The 17,993-nt window shown below is 65.0% G+C and carries 16 protein-coding genes; 3 read left to right on the top strand and 13 right to left on the bottom strand.

What is annotated here, in order from left to right; genetic code table 11:
• Nucleotides 1-18: 18 nt before the first annotated feature.
• The 8 genes from KG104_RS06100 to truB all read right to left on the bottom strand — a co-directional run bounded on the left by KG104_RS06100 (nucleotide 19) and on the right by truB (nucleotide 8,073).
• A complete protein-coding gene (locus KG104_RS06100) occupies nucleotides 19-1,416 on the bottom strand; it encodes a M16 family metallopeptidase (RefSeq protein ID WP_104161839.1) in 1,398 nt (465 codons plus the stop codon).
• Nucleotides 1,417-3,642: a polyribonucleotide nucleotidyltransferase gene (locus KG104_RS06095; RefSeq protein ID WP_104055388.1), complete on the bottom strand. Its 2,226-nt coding sequence runs from the start codon at nucleotides 3,640-3,642 to the stop codon at nucleotides 1,417-1,419.
• 322 nt (nucleotides 3,643-3,964) lie between these two features.
• Entirely contained in the window at nucleotides 3,965-4,234 is a 270-nt protein-coding gene (rpsO, locus tag KG104_RS06090) for a 30S ribosomal protein S15 (RefSeq protein WP_104055387.1), read from the bottom strand.
• 134 nt (nucleotides 4,235-4,368) lie between these two features.
• Nucleotides 4,369-5,358 carry a bifunctional riboflavin kinase/FAD synthetase gene (locus KG104_RS06085; protein ID WP_104055386.1) on the bottom strand — a complete coding sequence of 330 codons (990 nt, stop codon included), beginning with the start codon at nucleotides 5,356-5,358 and terminating at the stop codon, nucleotides 4,369-4,371.
• 106 nt (nucleotides 5,359-5,464) lie between these two features.
• Nucleotides 5,465-6,193, bottom strand: a complete 729-nt coding sequence (locus KG104_RS06080) for a DUF4345 domain-containing protein (protein ID WP_181032384.1) — start codon at nucleotides 6,191-6,193, stop codon at nucleotides 5,465-5,467.
• A gap of 111 nt (nucleotides 6,194-6,304) precedes the next feature.
• Nucleotides 6,305-6,760 (bottom strand): hypothetical protein, encoded by a 456-nt coding sequence (locus KG104_RS06075; protein WP_104055384.1) that lies wholly within the window; start codon nucleotides 6,758-6,760, stop codon nucleotides 6,305-6,307.
• Complete coding sequence (locus KG104_RS06070) at nucleotides 6,757-7,095, bottom strand: hypothetical protein (RefSeq protein ID WP_372434156.1); 339 nt, start codon at nucleotides 7,093-7,095, stop codon at nucleotides 6,757-6,759. Before KG104_RS06070 ends, KG104_RS06075 begins: the two co-directional genes overlap by 4 nt.
• A 36-nt stretch (nucleotides 7,096-7,131) precedes the next feature.
• The gene (truB, locus tag KG104_RS06065) at nucleotides 7,132-8,073 is read right to left on the bottom strand and encodes a tRNA pseudouridine(55) synthase TruB (RefSeq protein ID WP_237688679.1); all 942 of its coding nucleotides are present in this window, start codon (nucleotides 8,071-8,073) and stop codon (nucleotides 7,132-7,134) included.
• Between the two features lie 94 nt (nucleotides 8,074-8,167).
• Between truB and KG104_RS06060 the strand changes: the two genes are divergently transcribed.
• Complete coding sequence (locus KG104_RS06060) at nucleotides 8,168-9,346, top strand: pyridoxal phosphate-dependent aminotransferase (protein WP_207347565.1); 1,179 nt, start codon at nucleotides 8,168-8,170, stop codon at nucleotides 9,344-9,346.
• 186 nt (nucleotides 9,347-9,532) lie between these two features.
• Nucleotides 9,533-10,831: a ScyD/ScyE family protein gene (locus KG104_RS06055; protein WP_207347564.1), complete on the top strand. Its 1,299-nt coding sequence runs from the start codon at nucleotides 9,533-9,535 to the stop codon at nucleotides 10,829-10,831.
• A gap of 75 nt (nucleotides 10,832-10,906) precedes the next feature.
• Here the strand turns inward: KG104_RS06055 and rbfA are convergent, their stop codons facing one another.
• The 5 genes from rbfA to KG104_RS06030 form a co-directional block, all read right to left on the bottom strand.
• Nucleotides 10,907-11,386 carry a 30S ribosome-binding factor RbfA gene (gene rbfA, locus KG104_RS06050; RefSeq protein WP_104055380.1) on the bottom strand — a complete coding sequence of 160 codons (480 nt, stop codon included), beginning with the start codon at nucleotides 11,384-11,386 and terminating at the stop codon, nucleotides 10,907-10,909.
• A 199-nt stretch (nucleotides 11,387-11,585) separates the two neighbouring features.
• A complete protein-coding gene (gene infB, locus KG104_RS06045) occupies nucleotides 11,586-14,525 on the bottom strand; it encodes a translation initiation factor IF-2 (RefSeq protein WP_207347563.1) in 2,940 nt (979 codons plus the stop codon).
• 132 nt (nucleotides 14,526-14,657) lie between these two features.
• Nucleotides 14,658-15,035 (bottom strand): YlxR family protein, encoded by a 378-nt coding sequence (locus KG104_RS06040; RefSeq protein WP_104055378.1) that lies wholly within the window; start codon nucleotides 15,033-15,035, stop codon nucleotides 14,658-14,660.
• Nucleotides 15,036-15,085: 50 nt separating this feature from the next.
• On the bottom strand, nucleotides 15,086-16,057 hold the full coding sequence (gene nusA, locus KG104_RS06035; RefSeq protein ID WP_104055377.1) for a transcription termination factor NusA: 972 nt from the start codon (nucleotides 16,055-16,057) through the stop codon (nucleotides 15,086-15,088).
• Nucleotides 16,058-16,687 carry a ribosome maturation factor RimP gene (locus tag KG104_RS06030; RefSeq protein WP_104055376.1) on the bottom strand — a complete coding sequence of 210 codons (630 nt, stop codon included), beginning with the start codon at nucleotides 16,685-16,687 and terminating at the stop codon, nucleotides 16,058-16,060.
• An 88-nt stretch (nucleotides 16,688-16,775) separates the two neighbouring features.
• Here KG104_RS06030 and KG104_RS06025 point away from each other — a divergent pair, with 88 nt between their 5' ends.
• Nucleotides 16,776-17,993, top strand: coding sequence for a DUF4439 domain-containing protein (locus KG104_RS06025; protein WP_207347562.1), 1,218 nt, complete (start codon nucleotides 16,776-16,778; stop codon nucleotides 17,991-17,993).

Here is a 17,993-nt window from a genome sequence, read left to right as displayed (position 1 = left end):
GTGCCTTTCGTAAAGAGCCTAGAAGCCCAGTTCCGCCGCGGACTTGAACGGGCCCACCACGGTGATAGTGCGCGGGGCGGCGGCCAGTTCGGCTGCCAGCGCCTGCACTTCCTCTGCGGTGACGGCACCGATGCGGGCGAGGGATTCGTCGATGTCGATGAACTCTCCGCTGACCAATTCGGCCCGGCCCAGGCGTGACATGCGCGAGCTGGAATCTTCCAGCGCCATGACCATGCCGCCGGCGATCTGGCCGCGGGCTTTCTTCAGCTCGGCTTCGTCCACGCCCTCAGCCGCCAGTCGTTCCAGCTCGCTGCCCATCAGGTCGATGACCTGGCGGGTTTTGGCCGGTGAGCAGCCTGCGTACATGCCGAAGTAACCGGCGTCGGCGTAGGACGCGGAGAAGGAGTACGTGGAGTACACGAGACCGCGCTTTTCACGGATCTCCTGGAACAGGCGCGAGGACATGCCGCCGCCCAGAATGGTGTTCAGGACGCTCATGGCAAAGCGGCGGTCGTCGGTGGCCGTCAGCGACGGGCAGCCCATGACCACGTTCGCCTGTTCAACCGGGCGGTTGATGACCTGGACACCGGCGGTGCCGGTGATGACGGCAGGTTCGGTGTTCCGCCGGGGAGCCGGAACGGCGTCCTCGGACAGATCCCAGCCTGCCTTCTTCAGGGCGTCGAGCACCATGGCGCAGACGTCGTCGTGCTCCAGTCCGCCGGCGGCGGTGACCACCAGCTCGGAGGGACGGTAGTAGCGCCGGTAGTGCTCCAGCACAGCTTCGCGCGGAACGCTCTTGATCGCTTCGGGGGTGCCGCCGATGGGCCGGCCCAGGGCGTGGTCGCCCAGCACGGCTTCCGCAAACTTTTCGTGGCACAGGTCGGCGGGGTCATCGGCATCCATGGCGATTTCTTCCAGGATGACGTCGCGTTCCTGCTCCAGTTCCTCCGGGTCCAGGACCGCGGAGGTGATCATGTCCGTGATGACGTCAATGGCCATCGGCAGATCGGTGTCCAGCACCCGTGCGTAATAGCAGGTGCTTTCCTTGGCCGTGGCCGCGTTGGATTCCCCGCCAACCTCGTCAAAGGCCAGCGCAATGTCCAGCGCGGAACGGCGCGTGGTGCCCTTGAACAGCAGGTGTTCAAGGAAGTGGGTTGAGCCGTGCCGGCCCGCGGCTTCATCCCGCGAGCCGACACCAACCCAAAAACCGATGGTCGCACTTCGCTGGCCGGGCATGGCCTCGGTCAGTACGCGCACGCCGCCCGGAAGGACGGAACGGTGCACGACGGCGCCTCCCGGAGTTCCCATCACCAGGGACGGTTCGCCGGGAAGAGTGGTCAGCGGAAGGCGGACAACCGTCCCGGATGCCGGAGCATGTCCGGCATCGGGACGGTTTCCATCAGCAAGGTGTGACATTTACTCTGCGGACTCGGCTTCCGCTGCTTCTTCGCCTTCGGCGTCGTCAGCAACAACCGGAGACAGGGAGAGCTTTCCGCGGTCGTCGATCTTGGTGATTTCCACCTGGATCTTCTGGCCGACGGAGACAACCTCGTCAACATTGTCAACGCGCTTGCCGCCGGCGAGCTTGCGCAGCTCGGAGATGTGCAGCAGTCCGTCCTTGCCCGGGGTCAGAGAAACGAAGGCACCGAACGTGGTGGTCTTCACAACCGTACCCAGGTAACGCTCGCCGATCTCGGGGACCTGCGGGTTGGCGATCGCGTTGACCGCCGCACGGGCAGCCTCGGCGGAAGTGCCGTCGGTTGCACCGATCAGGACCGTGCCGTCATCTTCGATGGAGATGTCAGCGCCGGTGTCTTCCTGGATCTGGTTGATCATCTTGCCCTTCGGGCCAATGACCTCGCCGATCTTGTCCACGGGGATCTTCACCGAGATGATGCGCGGGGCGAACTCGGAGAGTTCGTCCGGCGTGTCGATCGCGGCGTCCATGACGCCCAGGATGTGCAGGCGGGCTTCGCGGGCCTGCTTCAGCGCTGCTGCCAGCACGGAAGCGGGGATGCCGTCGAGCTTCGTGTCCAGCTGGATGGCCGTGACGAACTCGGAGGTACCGGCAACCTTGAAGTCCATGTCGCCGAAAGCATCTTCGGCGCCGAGGATATCGGTCAGGGCGGCGTAGCGGGTTTCGCCGTCAACCTGGTCGGAGACCAGGCCCATGGCGATGCCGGCAACCGGAGCGCGCAGCGGAACACCGGCGTTGAGCATGGACAGCGTCGAGGCGCAGACCGAACCCATGGAGGTGGAACCGTTGGAGCTCAGGGCTTCGGAGACCTGGCGGATGGCGTACGGGAATTCTTCACGCGACGGCAGCACCGGCATGAGCGCGCGCTCTGCCAGGGCACCGTGGCCGATTTCGCGGCGCTTGGGCGAACCCACACGGCCGGTTTCACCGGTGGAGTACGGCGGGAAGTTGTAGTTGTGCATGTAGCGCTTGCGCGTTACCGGCGACAGCGAGTCGATCTGCTGTTCCATCTTCAGCATGTTCAGCGTGGTGACACCCAGGATCTGGGTTTCGCCGCGCTCGAAGATGGCCGAACCGTGCACGCGGGGCAGAACCTCAACCTCGGCCGTGAGCTGGCGGATGTCCGTCAGGCCGCGGCCGTCAATGCGGACCTGGTCCTTCAAGATGCGCTGGCGCACAACCTGCTTGGTGACGGAGCGGAATGCTGCGGAGATTTCCTTCTCGCGGCCTTCGAACTGCTCGGAGAGCGAAGCAACAACTTCGTCCTTGAGCTCGTCGGCGGCAATGTCGCGCTCCTGCTTGTCAGCGATCGAGAAGACCTTGGCCAGCTTGTCAGCGGCTGCGGCTTCCACGGCTTCGTAGACATCGTCCTGGTAGTCCAGGAAGATCGGGAATTCGACGGTGGGCTTGGCGGCGCGGGCAGCCAGGTCCGACTGTGCCTCGCACAGAACCTTGATGAAGGGCTTGGCAGCTTCCAGGCCCTCGGCAACAACCTCTTCGGTCGGGGCGGTGGCGCCCTCTTCCTTGATGAGGTTCCAGGCGGCGTCGGTGGCTTCGGCTTCCACCATCATGATGGCAACGTCGTCACCGGCGATGCGGCCGGCAACCACCATGGAGAAGACTGCGCGCTCCAGTTCGGAGTGCTTCGGGAAGGCAACCCACTGGTCATCGATCAGGGCAACGCGGACGCCGCCGATCGGACCGGAGAACGGCAGGCCGCTCAGCTGGGTGGACATGGAGGAGGCGTTGATCGCGACGACGTCGTACAGCACGTCCGGGTTGATCGCCAGGACGGTGACCACAATCTGGACCTCGTTGCGCAGGCCCTTGACGAAGGCGGGGCGCAGCGGGCGGTCCATCAGACGGCAGGCCAGGATGGCTTCGGTGGACGGGCGGCCTTCGCGGCGGAAGAACGAGCCCGGGATGCGGCCGGCGGCGTACATGCGCTCTTCCACGTCCACGGTCAGCGGGAAGAAGTCAAAGCCTTCACGCGGGGACTTGCCGGCGGACGTTGCCGAGAGCAGGACGGTGTCATCGTCGATGTACACAGTGGCTGCACCTGCAGCCTGCTGGGCCAGACGGCCGGTTTCGAAGCGGATGACGCGCTGGCCGTATTTGCCGTTATCAATGACGGCTTCTGAGAACTGAATTTCGGGACCCTCCATAGAGAGTCACCTCCGTTTCTTCGTTGGCGGAGGCATCCAGCATCGTCCCAATAAACGCGTGCACCGCTCATGAAGCGGGTCGGTTCAACACCCGGTCTTCGATCGAGGTCCACGGGCGAAAACTCCCGGAGACCACTACCGAGGACCGCGAATGCTGCGATGCTGGCTGACTCCTGTTGATGTGACTGTTACTGCCGTGGTGCTGTTACTGCTGTAGTGCCTGGATCATTCGAGGGCAGGTGCGCTTCCGGTCGGGCCGGTGTCCATGCCTGCCTGAAAAAGGGCGGCTCCCACGAAACGCAGGGGCCGCCCTCTCCAAAGACTACTTGCGCAGGCCGAGGCGCTCGATGAGCGCACGGTAGCGGGTGATGTCCGTATCCTTGAGGTACGAAAGCATACGACGACGGCGACCAACCATGGCCATCAGGCCGCGGCGGGTGTGGTGGTCGTGCTTGTGCGTCTTCAGGTGTTCAGTCAAGTCGAGGATGCGGCGCGACAGCACTGCAACCTGAACCTCGGGCGAACCGGTGTCGCCTTCGGCCCGAGCGTATTCCTTGATGATTTCCTGCTTGACTACGGGATCAAGTGCCAATGTAACTCTCCTAGAGTTGTGCCGTGAGGCCCGAGTCAGCACTGCGCTGCCGGGGATCTTGGCGCCTTAGGATAAATCCTGAAAGACACAAAGAAATTCAGCCGCCACGGACCGCAGCCGAATTTGATTCCAGTTTACCTGTCCCCGCTGCTATCTGTCGAAAGCACCGCCCTGGTGCGCGCCACGTCAAGGCGCATCTGCTCAATCAGTGCTTCGGGGCCGGTATATGCCACCATGCCGCGGAGCCGTTCCACGAATTCCACCACCACATGCTGTCCGTACAGATCAAAATCAGTGATCTTTTCGTCGGGGCGGTCAATCACGTGGGCTTCCACCTGCCGGCTCACACCGTCGAAGGTGGGGTTGGACCCAACGGAGATGGCTGCGGGCCAGCGCGTGCCCGCTTCGTCCACCAGCCACCCGGCATAGATGCCGTCTGCGGGAATGAGACCGGTGGATTCAGGAGCCAGGTTTGCGGTCGGGAACCCGAGTTCGCGGCCGCGGGCAGCGCCGTGGACGACTTCGCCGCGCATGCGGTGGGTGCGGCCGAGCAGGCGGGACGCCGTGCGCACGTCGCCGCTGCGCAGGGCTTCACGGATCCAGGTGGAGGAGCACCGCCGGCCGCCGGACGCTGCAGGACCGTCGGGCAGGGCACCGAAGTCCTCCACAGCCTGGACGTCAAAGCCCAGTTCCTTCCCCAGCCGGCGCATCGTCTCGAGGTCACCGGAATTGCCGCGCCCAAAGCGTACGTCGTGGCCAATGACGACGGCACACACCTGCAGTCCGTCCACAAAGACCTGCCGGACAAATTCCTCGGGGGTCAGGGAAGCCAGCTGCAGGTTGTAATGCAGCATCAGCAGCCCGTCCAGGCCGGTGGCCGCCAGTGCCTCGCGGCGGTCCAGCGGGCCCATGATCAGTTCGGGAGCCGTTTCGGGGCGATGCACCTGTGCCGGATGCGGATCGAAGGAGATAGCAACGGCTGCGGCACCCTTTTCGCGGGCCACCTTCACCAGCCGGTCCAGGACATGCTGATGCCCCAAGTGGACGCCGTCGAAGTTGCCGATGGTGACTACTGTCGGACCGATCCCGGCAGGAACCTCGGCCAGGCCATTCCAGTAGTGCACGCAAACTCCTTTTTAAACTGACGGATCGGGGCGCGGCAGCAGCCGCGAAAAACGTCCGGCACAACTCTTCGCCGCACCGGACGTCTCCATTATTGCCGAAAAAGAATCAGCTCTGCGCCCCGCCGGCGGACGCCGCGCTCCCGCGGGCTGCTCCGCCTTCGCTGTACTCGCGCTTGAGTTCGCTCGTCTTGGCGATGAAACGGTGCCAAACCAGCAGTGCAGGCGGGAAGGCCAGTTCCAGGATCATCAGGATGATCATGGTGAAGTGCGGGGTTCCGCTGAACGCCCAGGACAGCACACGCCCAATGCCGCCGAGGAAGACCATCAGGCAGACCAGCCACAGCATGTTGGCCCACTGGAACTTTACGGCTATGGCGATGAAGGCGGCGCCAACGCCCACCATCATGGCCGAGAAGAAGCGGAACTGGGACTCCAGGGAGGCATTGACCTCTCCCCCGCCGGTGTCCGCTACGCCTGCCGTTCCCGTGACCAGGTAATAGACGCCGACGCCGGCAACGAGGATCCCGACCCCAATCACCACGGCCCGGAAAACACCCCAGTCGTCACTGCTTTTGTACGGCTTGTTCTTGGACTTGGCCGCGTCCCGTCCACCGGAAGCGGAGGAGGTCCCCGTGCGCTTTCCGGCAGGCGGAACCTGCAGCTTCTCGGTGGGCCGCGCCGTCTGGCCGGTGGCCGGCACATGGGGCTTCCGTCCCGCTGCGGCGGGCTGAACCGGGGACTGCTGGCCTGCCGGCTGGGCTGCGGGAGCCTGAGCAGGTTGTGAGGGGCCGTTTCCCTCTTGGCGGTCGCCTGGTGTCGAAGCCGGGTTGCTCATTTTTCCCCCTGAAGGAATGGAAAAGGTGAAGGAACACATTCTCCTGCCATCGTCTCACGCATCACCCCGCGTCAGCGGGCACCCGGCCTGCGGGTTTCAGCCGGACCCGGATCAGGGGCGGACGGCGGCATCCGCGCGGTGGCGGTACAGCCACCAAAGGCCCAGCACGGGAAGGATCAGCGGAACGTAGCCGTAACCCGCACCGAAGCCGGACCAGACAGTGTCATCGGGCAGTGCGGCCGGGTCCACCAGTCCGAAGATGCCTACGGCCAGCACCCCCACCATTTCAATGCCCACGGCGGCAACGGAAACCTTGTAGGAGCCGGATCCGGATTTCGCCAGCCCCACCGTTGCGACGATGTAGACAACGGCAGCGAAGGCGGACAGGAGGTACGCCACCGGCGCCTGGTCAAACTTGGTGGCAATCTGGAAGACGGCGCGTGCGGTGGAGGACAGCGCAAAGACAGCGTAAACGGCTACCAGCAGGCGGCCGGGTCCGGCGTTGCGGGCACCCGGCTGTTCTGTTTCCGCTGCAGCGCTGCCGTTCTCGGGCTTGTTCGTTTTCATGCGGGGATTACTCCGTCCCAAATCTGCTCCATCCGGAACAGCATGACAAATACGGTGATGCCCACGGCACCAAGGACCAGGTTGGACCAGCGGCTGCGGTCCATGAGTGACCACCACACTGCTCCTACGGGAATAAGCAGAGCGGTGAAGAGGTATCCCCAGAATTCCCACACCTCTCCGGCTACGCCCTCCCCGCCGACCTGGCGGATGATGGCAGCCACTCCGTAGACAAGCAGAAACAACTCCACGGCTGCGGCGGACAGAATGGTGAGGTCGTTGGGGCCGTGTTTGAGAATTGCTGCACCTATGCACAGCACTACGGACACCAGGCACACGATGGTGCCCACAATGAACAGCGGATCGACAACCACTTAGACTGCCTCGTTCCCCGGTGCGAAAACCAGCAGTGCCTTGGCATAAGCTGCCGGGAAGGCTGCGCCCGCCTGACCCCTGTTTTCCAGCAGGCCAACAAGGGTCCCGGACGGCGCAAACGCCGCGACCGGGGTGCCGGCATCGATTCCTGCGATCTCGGACGGCGGGATCCGGCGTCCGTGGGACAGGTCAAGGGCCTCTTCGGCACTCAGCTCACGGACCGGGAACAGTGCCCGGGCGGCGTCGTCGAGGTCCAGTACCTGCAGATCAGAGGCGAGCTGCTCCAGCGTGGCGGCCTGGTCCAGGCTGTACGGGCCCACGCAGGTGCGGCGCAGTGCGGTCAGATGCCCGCCGACGCCGAGGGCGGCGCCAAGGTCGCGTGCCAGGGCGCGGATGTAGGTGCCGGAGGAACAATCAACGGTGACGTCGACGTCGCGCAGCCGTCCGCCGCTTTCCCGCCGGATGTCGTGGACCTCAAAGCGGGACACGGTCACCGGCCGGGCGGGCAGGTTCACTTCTCCGCCTGCACGCACCTTGGCGTAGGAACGCTCTCCGTTGACCTTGATGGCGCTGACGCTGCTGGGAACCTGCTGGATATCCCCGGTCAGGTCCGCGACGGCAGCCATAATGTCTTCGTCAGTGACCGCGGCGGCAATGGTTTCCGCGGTAATCTCGCCCTCGGCATCGTCCGTAACGGTGGACTGGCCCAGGCGGATCGTGGCTTCATAGGTCTTGGAGGTGCCCACGATGTAGGTCAGCAGCCGGGTGGCCTTATTGATGCCCACCACCAGCACTCCGGTAGCCATGGGGTCCAGTGTCCCCGCATGCCCCACTTTTCGGGTTCCCGCTAGTTTCCGCAGGCGGCCAACCACATCGTGGCTGGTCCATCCCTGCGGCTTGTCCACAATAATCAGCCCTGAACGGACCTGCCCGGAATTCACGCCTTTCAGTATATGCGGCCTTGGCCGGCGGTTCCTGACCGTGCTCCGCCCGGAAGCGGCTCCCCGGAGGTCAAGGGAACGATACGATGCGGATATGCCTGAGCTCTCGCCCCACGTCCGCAACGCTCCGCCCAACCAGATCCGTGAGATCACGCAGTCAGCCTGGGCCCAGCCGAATTCGATTGTGCTGAGCATCGGTGAGCCGGGTTTCCCCACTCCCGCACACATCCTCGAAGCTGCCGGGGCCACCCTGGCCCGGGACGAGACCGGTTATACGCCCAATGCCGGCATCATGCCCCTGCGTGCAGCGTTTGCCGAGCGGGCCGGCCGGCAGAACGGGGTGGAGGTAGCCCCCGGGCGGGCCTTCGTGACGTCCGGGGCGCAGCAGGGCCTGCATTTGGCGATGAGCATGCTTCTGGACGCCGGGGATGAGATCCTGATTCCCAATCCCGGTTACCCGACCTTCGCTATGACCGCAGAGCTGCTGCACGCCGTTCCGGTGGAGTATCCGCTCTATCCCGAGCATGACTTCCAGCCGCGGATCGCGGACATTGAGGCACTGATTACCCCGCGGACCCGGGTCCTGCTGCTGAACTCACCGTCCAATCCGCTGGGCGCCGTCTTTAGCGAGGACCTGGTGCAGGAACTGGTCCTGCTGGCCCGGCGGCGGGACCTGTGGATCCTTTCCGACGAGTGCTACGAGGCCTTCACCTACGACGTGCCGCACGTCAGCCCGCTGAAGTACGACGGCGGAGGGGCTGGTTCCCCGGCCATCGCCGGCGGGGAACGCGTCATTGTGTCCGTGACGCTCTCCAAGACCTACGGCCTGACCGGACTGCGGATCGGCGCCCTGATCACGCCGGCCGGCCTGGAGAAGCAGATGAGCACGGTCATGGAGTCGATCGTGTCCTGCGTGGCCTCGCCGTCGCAGTACGCAGCGCTCTCCGCGCTCACCGGCCCGCAGGACTACGTCACGGAGGCAGCGGCGCACTACCGGGCCAACCGTGACGCCGCCGCGGCAGTGCTGGACGGCAAGGGAATTCCCTACCTGAAGGCACAGGGTGCGTTCTACCTCTGGGCCGACGTCTCCCATGCCACCGGCGGCGACGTGCGGTCCTGGACGCAGAAGTTTCTCGCCGAGCGGGGCGTTGCCGTGGCACCGGGCACAGCGTTTGGTTCCATCGGCGAGGGCTGGATCCGGATTGCACTGTGCGGCGACAGCGGTGAGCTGGTCGCCGGACTCGAGCGCCTTCCATCCCGTCCGCTGGAGTAGCGGCCGCCGCTTTTACGGACCAAATACTCGTCTCCGTCCGGAGGGGCAAAATCCCTTCATCCTGATGTTTACCTGCCAACCAGCCGGACTTAGGCTGTGAATGCCTCGGCCGGGGGCGTGGCTGGGAACCGCGGAGGCCTCGGGGAAAGTCTCGCATTGCACCTGACCAATGCTGAGGAGATCACCGTGAAGAAATCATCGCCCGCCCTTGCCTCCCTGGCCGCAGTAGCGGCTCTGGGACTCGTTGCCTCGCCGGCTTCCGCCGGAGGAGGGCACCACCCCAAACCGCCGGCCCCGGCCGCTCCCGTCGCCGGAGAGGTCACAACCGTCGCCGAAGGACTGCTCACTCCCCTGAGCTTTGCCGTCGGTAAGAGAGGAACACTGGATGTAACCCAGGATTTCGCCGGGCTGCTCACCCGAATCATGCCTGACGGCACCACCGAAATCCTTGATGCCGCGGAGCCCGGCTCCGGCTATTCTTTCGGGGCAGTATCCAAGTCATCGAAGCAGCGCGGCATCACCTACTACACCACGGTCATCGGCGCCGCCACGAACGATCCTGCACAGAACATGTCCGCGCTGAAGTCGGTCGATCGGAACGGCAACATTAGGACCGTCGCAGACATCGCCGGCTATGAGTTTTCGCAGAACCCTGACAGCGTCAACCACTACGGATTCGACAGCATCGATGCGGCTTGCGCTGCACAGATACCCGCAGGCATTCCGGTGTCCTATACAGGGCTGGAGGATTCCAACCCTTACGCTTCCCTCCCGGTGCGCCGCGGTGTGATCGTTGCTGACGCCGGCATGAACTCCCTGATTCGGGTGGACCGCAACGGCGGCATCTCAACGGTTGCAGTGTTGCCTCCGATTCCCCTCGTCCTGACCGCGGAGATAGCGGAAGGGCTCGGCCTGCCGCAGTGCACCGCGGGACTCACCTACAACTTGGAACCGGTACCGACCGACGTCGAACGAGGTCCGGACGGCTATCTGTATGTGACATCGCTGCCCGGGGGCGGCGGGCTGAACAACGGGTCCGTGTTCAGGGTGAACGAACGCAGCGGCGAGTCAGAACTGGTAGCCACCGGATTCGCAGGGGCAACGGGACTGGCAGTGAACAACCAGGGCGATCTTTTCGTCGCCGAGCTGCTGGGCAACCGGATTTCGGTGGTGCCCGCCGGATCCGACACTCCGGAGCTCTTCTATGAAGTGAACCAGCCCGCAGCCCTGGAGCTTCATGACGGCGCTCTCTACGCCTCGGTGAATGCGCTTCCCCCCGGCGGGGTTCAGGAGCCGGAAGCTGAGGAGCCGCCTGTCGTTGAACCACCCGTTGACCCGGGTCCCCCGGCTGGACGAATTATCCGCATTGGCTTCGAGGACAACTGCGGCGGCGGTCGCGGCCACCACGGCCACCACGGCCACCACGGATCCGTTGCTGACTCGCTGGACGCTGACACGCTGGATGAGGAGCAGGAAGACCAGTAGAACCGCAGACAGACACGAAGAGGGCGGTTCCCCCGCAGGGGAACCGCCCTCTTCACTTCATTTCACTGCAAAGAACTACTTGGCGTCGGAGCCGGCCGGAGTTTCCTCGTCGGCTTCGTCCTCTTCCTCGTCGAAGTCCTCGTCCTTGCGGTACGGATCAGCGTCACCGGCGTAGGTGGCGCCCTTCTTGAGGGCTTCGAGCTCTGCATCGCGGGCCTTGGCGGCACGGATCAGTTCTTCCAGGTGGCTGGCATTCACGGGAATCTCGTCGGGGACGAATTCCAGCGTGGGCGTCAGGCGCACGGTAATGTTCTTGCCAACCTCGGCGCGCAGGACGCCGCGGGCGGACTCCAGTGCTGCCTTGGTGTCTGCCTGCTGCGCTTCGTCACCAAAAACGGTGTAGTACAACGTCGCATGCTGCAGGTCATTGGTGACGCGGGCGTCGGTGAGGGTCACAAACCCCAGCCGGGGATCCTTGATCCGCCGTTCCAGCGCCTGGGCAACCACAACCTTGATTCGGTCAGCGAGCTTTGCAGCGCGTGCTGGATCTGCCATTACCTCTCCTTAACTCTGATTCTTGGGATCGCACACGACGACGGCGCAGGCCGGCTCATCGTGTACGTCAGGTGTCGGTCAGGGCGCCGGGATACCAGCGGGCCGGGCCGACAGGCCTCAGCGGAGGCCGGCACCGTGGTGCCGGCCCAACCGCCGGGGGCGGGGCCGCCGGAATACCGACGGCCCCACCGGGTTACTGCTAGACGCGCGGCTTCTCCCGCATTTCGAAGGTTTCGATGATGTCGCCTTCCTTGACGTCGTTGAACGAGCCGAGGCCGATACCACACTCGAAGTCCGTGCGGACCTCGGTGGCGTCGTCCTTGAACCGCTTGAGCGAGTCAACGGTGAGGTTGTCACCGATAACCTTGCCGTCGCGGGTGACCCGTGCCTTGGCGTTGCGCCGGATAACACCGGAGCGGACGATCGAGCCGGCAATGTTTCCGAACTTGGAGGAGCGGAACACTTCGCGGACCTCGGCGGTACCGAGCTGAACCTCTTCGTACTCCGGCTTGAGCATGCCCTTGAGTGCAAGCTCAATGTCATCGATTGCTGCGTAGATGACGGAGTAGAAGCGCATGTCCACGCCTTCACGCTCGGCCAGGTCGGCAACGCGCTCGGCCGGCTTGACGTTGAAGCCAATGATGACGGCGTTGTCCACCGTCGCCAGGTTGACGTCGTTCTGCGTGATGGCACCGACGCCGCGGTGGATGACGCGCAGCTGCACGCCTTCGCCAACGTCGATCTTGAGCAGCGAGTCTTCCAGGGCTTCCACGGCACCGGAAACGTCACCCTTGAGGATGAGGTTAAGGGTGTCAACCTTGCCGTCGGCGACGGCCTGGTCGAAGTCCTCGAGGCTGATGCGCTTGCGGCGCTTGGCCAGCGCGGCGTTGCGGTCCGCAGCTTCACGCTTCTCAGCGATCTGGCGGGCGGTGCGCTCGTCGTCGGTAACGAAGAACGTGTCACCGGCACGGGGAACGTTGGACAGACCCAGCACCTGGACCGGACGGGAAGGTCCGGCTTCGGTAACGTTTGCGCCGTTCTCGTCGAACATGGCGCGGACGCGGCCGTGGGCCGTTCCGGCAACGATCGTGTCGCCGACCTTCAGTGTTCCGGACTGGACCAGGACGGTTGCAACTGCACCGCGGCCCTTGTCCAGGTTGGCTTCGATCGCGATACCGCGGGCGTCCTTGTTCGGGTTGGCGCGCATGTCCAGGGCAGCGTCCGCGGTGAGCAGCACGGCCTCGAGCAGGGCGTCAATGTTGAGGTTCTGGCGTGCAGAGACCTCCACGAACATGGTGTCGCCACCGTATTCTTCGGGAACCAGTCCGTATTCGGTCAGCTGGCCGCGGACCTTCTCCGGGTTGGCGCCTTCCTTGTCGATCTTGTTCACTGCGACCACGATCGGCACATCTGCTGCCTGGGCGTGGTTCAGCGCTTCAATCGTCTGCGGCATGACGCCGTCATCGGCTGCGACAACCAGGACCGCGATGTCGGTTACCTTGGCACCTCGTGCACGCATGGCGGTGAACGCCTCGTGGCCCGGGGTGTCAATGAAGGTGATCGGACGCGTGGTGCCCTCGTGATCGAACTGGATCTGGTAGGCACCGATGTGCTGGGTGATGCCGCCGGCTTCACCTTCAACAACCTTGGTGTTGCGGATGGCATCCAGCAGGCGGGTCTTACCGTGGTCAACGTGACCCATGATGGTGACTACCGGAGGACGTGCTTCCAGCTGGTCGTCGCCTTCGGCTTCAAGCTCGGCGTCGAAGTCGATGTCGAACGTGCTCAGCAGTTCGCGCTCTTCGTCTTCCGGCGAGACAACCTGGATCTTGTAGCCCAGTTCCGAACCCAGGACACCGAAGGTCTCCTCGTCCAGGGACTGCGTGGCCGTTGCCATTTCACCGAGGTGGAACAGTACGGTCACGAGTGCTGCCGGGTTGGCCTCAATCTTGTCGGCGAAGTCCGTGATGGACGCGCCGCGGCGCAGACGGACAACAGTGTTGCCGTCACCGCGGGGTACTGAAACGCCGCCCAGCGACGGAGCTGACATCTGCTCCAGTTCCTGCCGCTTTGCCCGCTTCGACTTGCGCTGCTTGCCGCGACCTGCGCCGCCCTTGCCGAAAGCACCGGCAGTGCCGCCGCGTCCGCGGCCGCCCTTACCGAAGCCGCCGCCAACGGGTGCGCCGCCGCCTGCACCGGGAGCTCCGCCCGGAGCGCCGCCCGGTCCCCTGCGGGGTCCGCCACCGGCACCGCCGCGTGCCGGGGCTGCCGGACGCTCGGTGCGGTTGGGCATCATGCCCGGAGTGGGACGGGGGCCGCCGGGGCCTGCAGGACGTGCCGATGCCGGACGCGGGGCGCCCGGACGGGGTGCACCCGGACGCGGTGCGCCCGGACGGGGACCACCGGAACCGGCTGCGGGACGGGGACCGCCGGCGCCTGCTGCTGCAGGACGCTCGGTGTTCTCGTCACGGCGGCCCGGACGGGGCATGCCCTGGGACGGAGCAAACGGGTTGTTACCCGGACGCGGTGCGCCCGAACCACGCTCGTTCTCGCCGCGGCCACGGGGGCGCGGCATGCCCTGGGAGGTTGCAAACGGGTTGTTGCCCGGCCGTGCTGCCGGACGCGGAGCGCCCGGACGGGGCGCGTTGCTGCGTCCGCTGTCGCTGGAAGCGGCAGGCTTTTCAGCCTCCGGAGCCTTGGGGCCCGGACGTGCACCGGGCTTGGCGCCCGGCGACGGAGCGGCAGCGGTGTCTGCTGCGGGAGCTGATGCTGCGGGAGCGGCCGGTGCCGGGGCTGCGGGAGCAGCTGCTTCGGCGGGGGCCGGTGCAGCGGGAGCCGGAGCAGCCGGTGCGGATGCAGCAGGTGCAGGCGCAGAGGGTGCCGGAGCGGGTGCGGCCGGTGCCGGAGCAGCGGGTGCTGCTGACGGGCGGGGGCCGGGTGTTCCGGCCTTCTCGGCCGGCTTGGATTCGGGCTTTGATGCGGACGCCGGGAAAGCGCCGCGAAGCTTCTTGACTACGGGTGCCTCAATCGTTGATGAGGCGGAACGGACGAATTCGCCCAGTTCCTGCAGTTTTGCAACTGCGTCCTTCGAGGTGATGCCGAGCTCTTTGGCGAGCTCGTGTACGCGGACCTTGGCCACATTTCTCCTGTCTCGGTCCGCACCGAGCCAGGTACGAACCGTCTATTTCCTGCGGGCTTCCACTGCAGGTGCAGCAAAGCCCATCACAGAGCACAACAAAGCACTCATCGCTGGGTACTCATCGGGTTTCCATCAGATTTCTGACCCGCTTTCAGGTTGGACGGTTTCGAGTCCACTCCCGGTCGGAGCGTCCTCAAGAGCCTTGAACCAAGCTTCCGCATCTGCCGTGTCAGCCGGCCCCCGAAAGGCCCGGTTGAACGCATGCCGCCGAAGCGCTGCTGCAAAGCATGCTGATCCGCGGTGCACCCAGGCCCCGCGGCCAGACATACGACGGCGTTCGTCAACCCGGACGGCAATCCTGCCGTCCGTGCCAACTGCTGCCAGTCGCACCAGAACAGCCTGGTCATCCGTTTTCCTGCACCCTATGCATGTCCTTTTCGGGACGTGCGCTGCAGCGCCTGAGGCTGCAGGGGACAAAAAGAAAGCGGACGGTGACCCGGCCTTGTCCATTCTAACGCGTTTCTCTCCCTGTGCCGCATCCACGCGCAAGACCCTCGCGCTTAGGCGCTCTTGGCGTCGGAAACGATGTCGATTCGCCAGCCGGTCAGCTTGGCTGCCAGGCGGGCATTCTGTCCTTCTTTACCGATGGCCAGGGACAGCTGGTAGTCGGGAACAACAACCCGCGCCGAACGCGTGTCTTCGTCGGTGATGGTGACGGAGTTCACGCGCGACGGCGAGAGGGAGTTGGCGATGAAGGTCGCCGGATCTTCATCGAAGTCCACAATGTCGATTTTCTCGTCATGCAGTTCGGTCATGACCGCGCGGACCCGCGAACCCATCTCGCCGATGCAGGCACCCTTGGCGTTAATACCCGGGACGTGTCCCTTGACGGCGATCTTGGTCCGGTGGCCTGCTTCGCGGGCCAGGGCAACAATCTCGACGCTGCCGTCGGCGATCTCGGGGACCTCCAGCTCAAAGAGCTTGCGCACCAGACCCGGATGGGAACGGGAAAGCGTAATGGACGGACCCTTGAAGCCGCGGCGCACGTCCACAACAAAGGCACGCAGCCGGGAACCATGGGTGTATTTCTCGCCCGGAACCTGCTCCGTGGGAGGCAGCAGCGCCTCAACGGAACCCAGGTTGACCTGGATCATGTGCGGGTTGTTGCCCTGCTGGATCTGGCCGGAGACGATTTCTCCCTCGCGGCCCTTGAACTCGCCCACGATGGCGTCGTCTTCGACGTCGCGCAGCCGCTGCAGGATGATCTGCCGTGCGGTGCTTGCGGCGATGCGGCCGAACCCGGTGGGAGTGTCATCGAACTCACCCACGGCCTCGCCGTCGTCGTCCAGCTCCGTGGCCCAAATGGTGACGTGCCCATTCTTGCGGTCCAGCTCTGCGCGGGCTTTGTCCTGCGCCCCGGCTGTCTTGTGGTAAGCCACCAAAAGCGCCTGCTCGATGGTCGGAATCAGCAGATCCAGGGGGATCTCCCGTTCGCGTTCCAGCAGCCTCAGCGCACTCATATCAATATCCATTTAGGCCTCCTCAGCTGTGGTTTCTTCATCGCTGTCGGCATTGCCGTCCAGCGGTACGTCGTCTATGTGCGCAAATTCGACTTCAACGCGTCCCTTGCGGATGTTGCCGAACGGCAGAGTGGTCTGCGCGCCCTGCTTGGGCTTCATGCCCTTTTTGACCGGCAGTTCCGGAATCAGCGTGATTCCGGTGTCCTCAACTGAGACCAGGCGGCCCATAACGTCGTCGCCGTCCACAATGTTCACGCTGACCATGCGCCCGACGTTGCGGCGCCAGTGGCGCGGCTCGGTCAGCGGGCGGGACACACCGGGAGAGGAAACTTCCAGGTGGTAGGGGCGTCCGTCGTCGTTGGGGTCCGCGTCCATGGCTTCGGAGACTGCGTGGGCCACGTCAGAGATCCGGTCCAGGCTTACGCCGCCGGCCTCTCCTTCGGGGAGGTCCACGATAACGTGCACCGTGCGGGTGACGCCGGCCATTTTGATCTCGATGTCTTCGAGGAAAAGCTGCTGCTGTTCAACCGTGGGGGCGAGGAAGTTCTTGAGACGCTGGGTTTCAGCGGTGATTTCTGCGTGCATGGCCTTCTTGCGGTAATCCGATGACGTGTCTTTTTTGGGGCTGGGCCGAACCGCCATAGGTGCCTCCCACTAGATGATGTTGTACGTACTAGCGTACCGACTTTCCTGAGTCCCCACGGCATCGCAGCAGACGGGGGACCGTTTCATGGCATCATCGAAGGTAGTGAATAAGCCCCCGTCCCGCACAGCGCCCGCGGCCGGCCGCGCCGGACGGGCGACGGCGGTCCTGGGCGGCGTGAGGCGTACCACTGTTCTGCTGGTCCTGGCAGCCGTGGTCCTCAGTTTCAATATGGTCGCCGGAAACGGTACCTCAGAGGATCGCCCCGCCAGTTTTTCCGAGGTGGCGCAGACCGACGCGCGTGCCACCGCAATGGAGCTGGCCCGGCAGGCGCGTGAGCTGTCCGATTTCTCATCCGAGGACTCCCCCGAGGCCGGGCTGTCCCGCCGGGAGGCCAAGGCTCTGGCTGACGAGTTCAGCGGCCAGGCCGATGTTCTCGCTGAGCAGTCGGTTCTCCTGACGCGCACCGGCAGCCTCCGGCGCGGCAGCCCGCCCCCCGCCGTTTCGGCGGCAGGATCGGTATCCGGTGCGGACGCTCACCCTGCTGCCGCGTATGTGCAGGCGCTGGCGGCATCTGCCCGCAGCAGCCTGGATGCGGCGATGCGGGCCGACGGCGGCACCGCACGGTTGCTTGCCTCCACCGGCGCCGCACAGCAGGTCCTGGCCCTGCGTGCAGCCGAGGCTGCGGGCCTGTATGCCCCCGAGGAATGGGAACCTGCCTCAGTTGTCGGCGCGAGCAGCAAATGCACTGACGCGACAACAGGCTCCGATGCCGCCGGCCGTGGCAGCGTATCGACGCCGCCATCCGGTGTTGCTTCGCCGGGCGCGAAGGAGTCCCCGGAAGCCGCGCGGGAGGACCAGCCCGATGCAGCCGGCGCCCTCCAAAGTGCCGTCGACACGGAATACGGCGCTGCGTACGCCTACGAGGTTGCCATGGCACGCACTTCCGACGCAGATTCCCGTGCGACCCTGGCTACGGTCCGCGAAGATCATCTGGCTGCCGGTGAACAGGGCGTGGAGCTGCTGCCCGAACTATGCCTGCCGGCGCTTACCCCGGCACCCGCATACTCCCTGCCGGCGTCGTTCGGCGATGATCCTGCCGAGGCGCTGGCGGATCTGGAAGCATCCCTGCCGGCCGTTTATGCCGATCTGGCCGGGCTCGGCACGGGCAGTCTCCGGGGTTGGGCCATTGACCGGCTGGCGGATCTGAGCACGGATTTGTACATGGAGGGCGACTCAGTGCCGGCTTCGCCCGGTCTCGATGCCGGGCCTGAGGGGCTGCCGCGGGCAGCCGGCACCCCTTAG

The sequence above is a fragment of the Arthrobacter sunyaminii genome (assembly GCF_018866305.1).
GTDB lineage: Bacteria > Actinomycetota > Actinomycetes > Actinomycetales > Micrococcaceae > Arthrobacter_B > Arthrobacter_B sunyaminii.
The sequence above is the reverse complement of the archived record's forward strand: the minus strand, read 5'-3'. Positions and strand labels throughout refer to the sequence as shown.

Bases quoted from the DNA above. Each gene is read 5' to 3' on its own strand.
- KG104_RS06100 (WP_104161839.1), bottom strand. From the start codon at position 1,416: ATGTCACACCTTGCTGATGGAAACCGTCCCGATGCCGGACATGCTCCG.
- KG104_RS06095 (WP_104055388.1), bottom strand. From the start codon at position 3,642: ATGGAGGGTCCCGAAATTCAGTTCTCAGAAGCCGTCATTGATAACGGC.
- KG104_RS06080 (WP_181032384.1), bottom strand. From the start codon at position 6,193: ATGAGCAACCCGGCTTCGACACCAGGCGACCGCCAAGAGGGAAACGGC.
- KG104_RS06075 (WP_104055384.1), bottom strand. From the start codon at position 6,760: ATGAAAACGAACAAGCCCGAGAACGGCAGCGCTGCAGCGGAAACAGAA.
- KG104_RS06060 (WP_207347565.1), top strand. From the start codon at position 8,168: ATGCCTGAGCTCTCGCCCCACGTCCGCAACGCTCCGCCCAACCAGATC.
- rbfA (WP_104055380.1), bottom strand. From the start codon at position 11,386: ATGGCAGATCCAGCACGCGCTGCAAAGCTCGCTGACCGAATCAAGGTT.
- KG104_RS06040 (WP_104055378.1), bottom strand. From the start codon at position 15,035: ATGGACAAGGCCGGGTCACCGTCCGCTTTCTTTTTGTCCCCTGCAGCC.
- nusA (WP_104055377.1), bottom strand. From the start codon at position 16,057: ATGGATATTGATATGAGTGCGCTGAGGCTGCTGGAACGCGAACGGGAG.
- KG104_RS06030 (WP_104055376.1), bottom strand. From the start codon at position 16,687: ATGGCGGTTCGGCCCAGCCCCAAAAAAGACACGTCATCGGATTACCGC.
- KG104_RS06025 (WP_207347562.1), top strand. From the start codon at position 16,776: ATGGCATCATCGAAGGTAGTGAATAAGCCCCCGTCCCGCACAGCGCCC.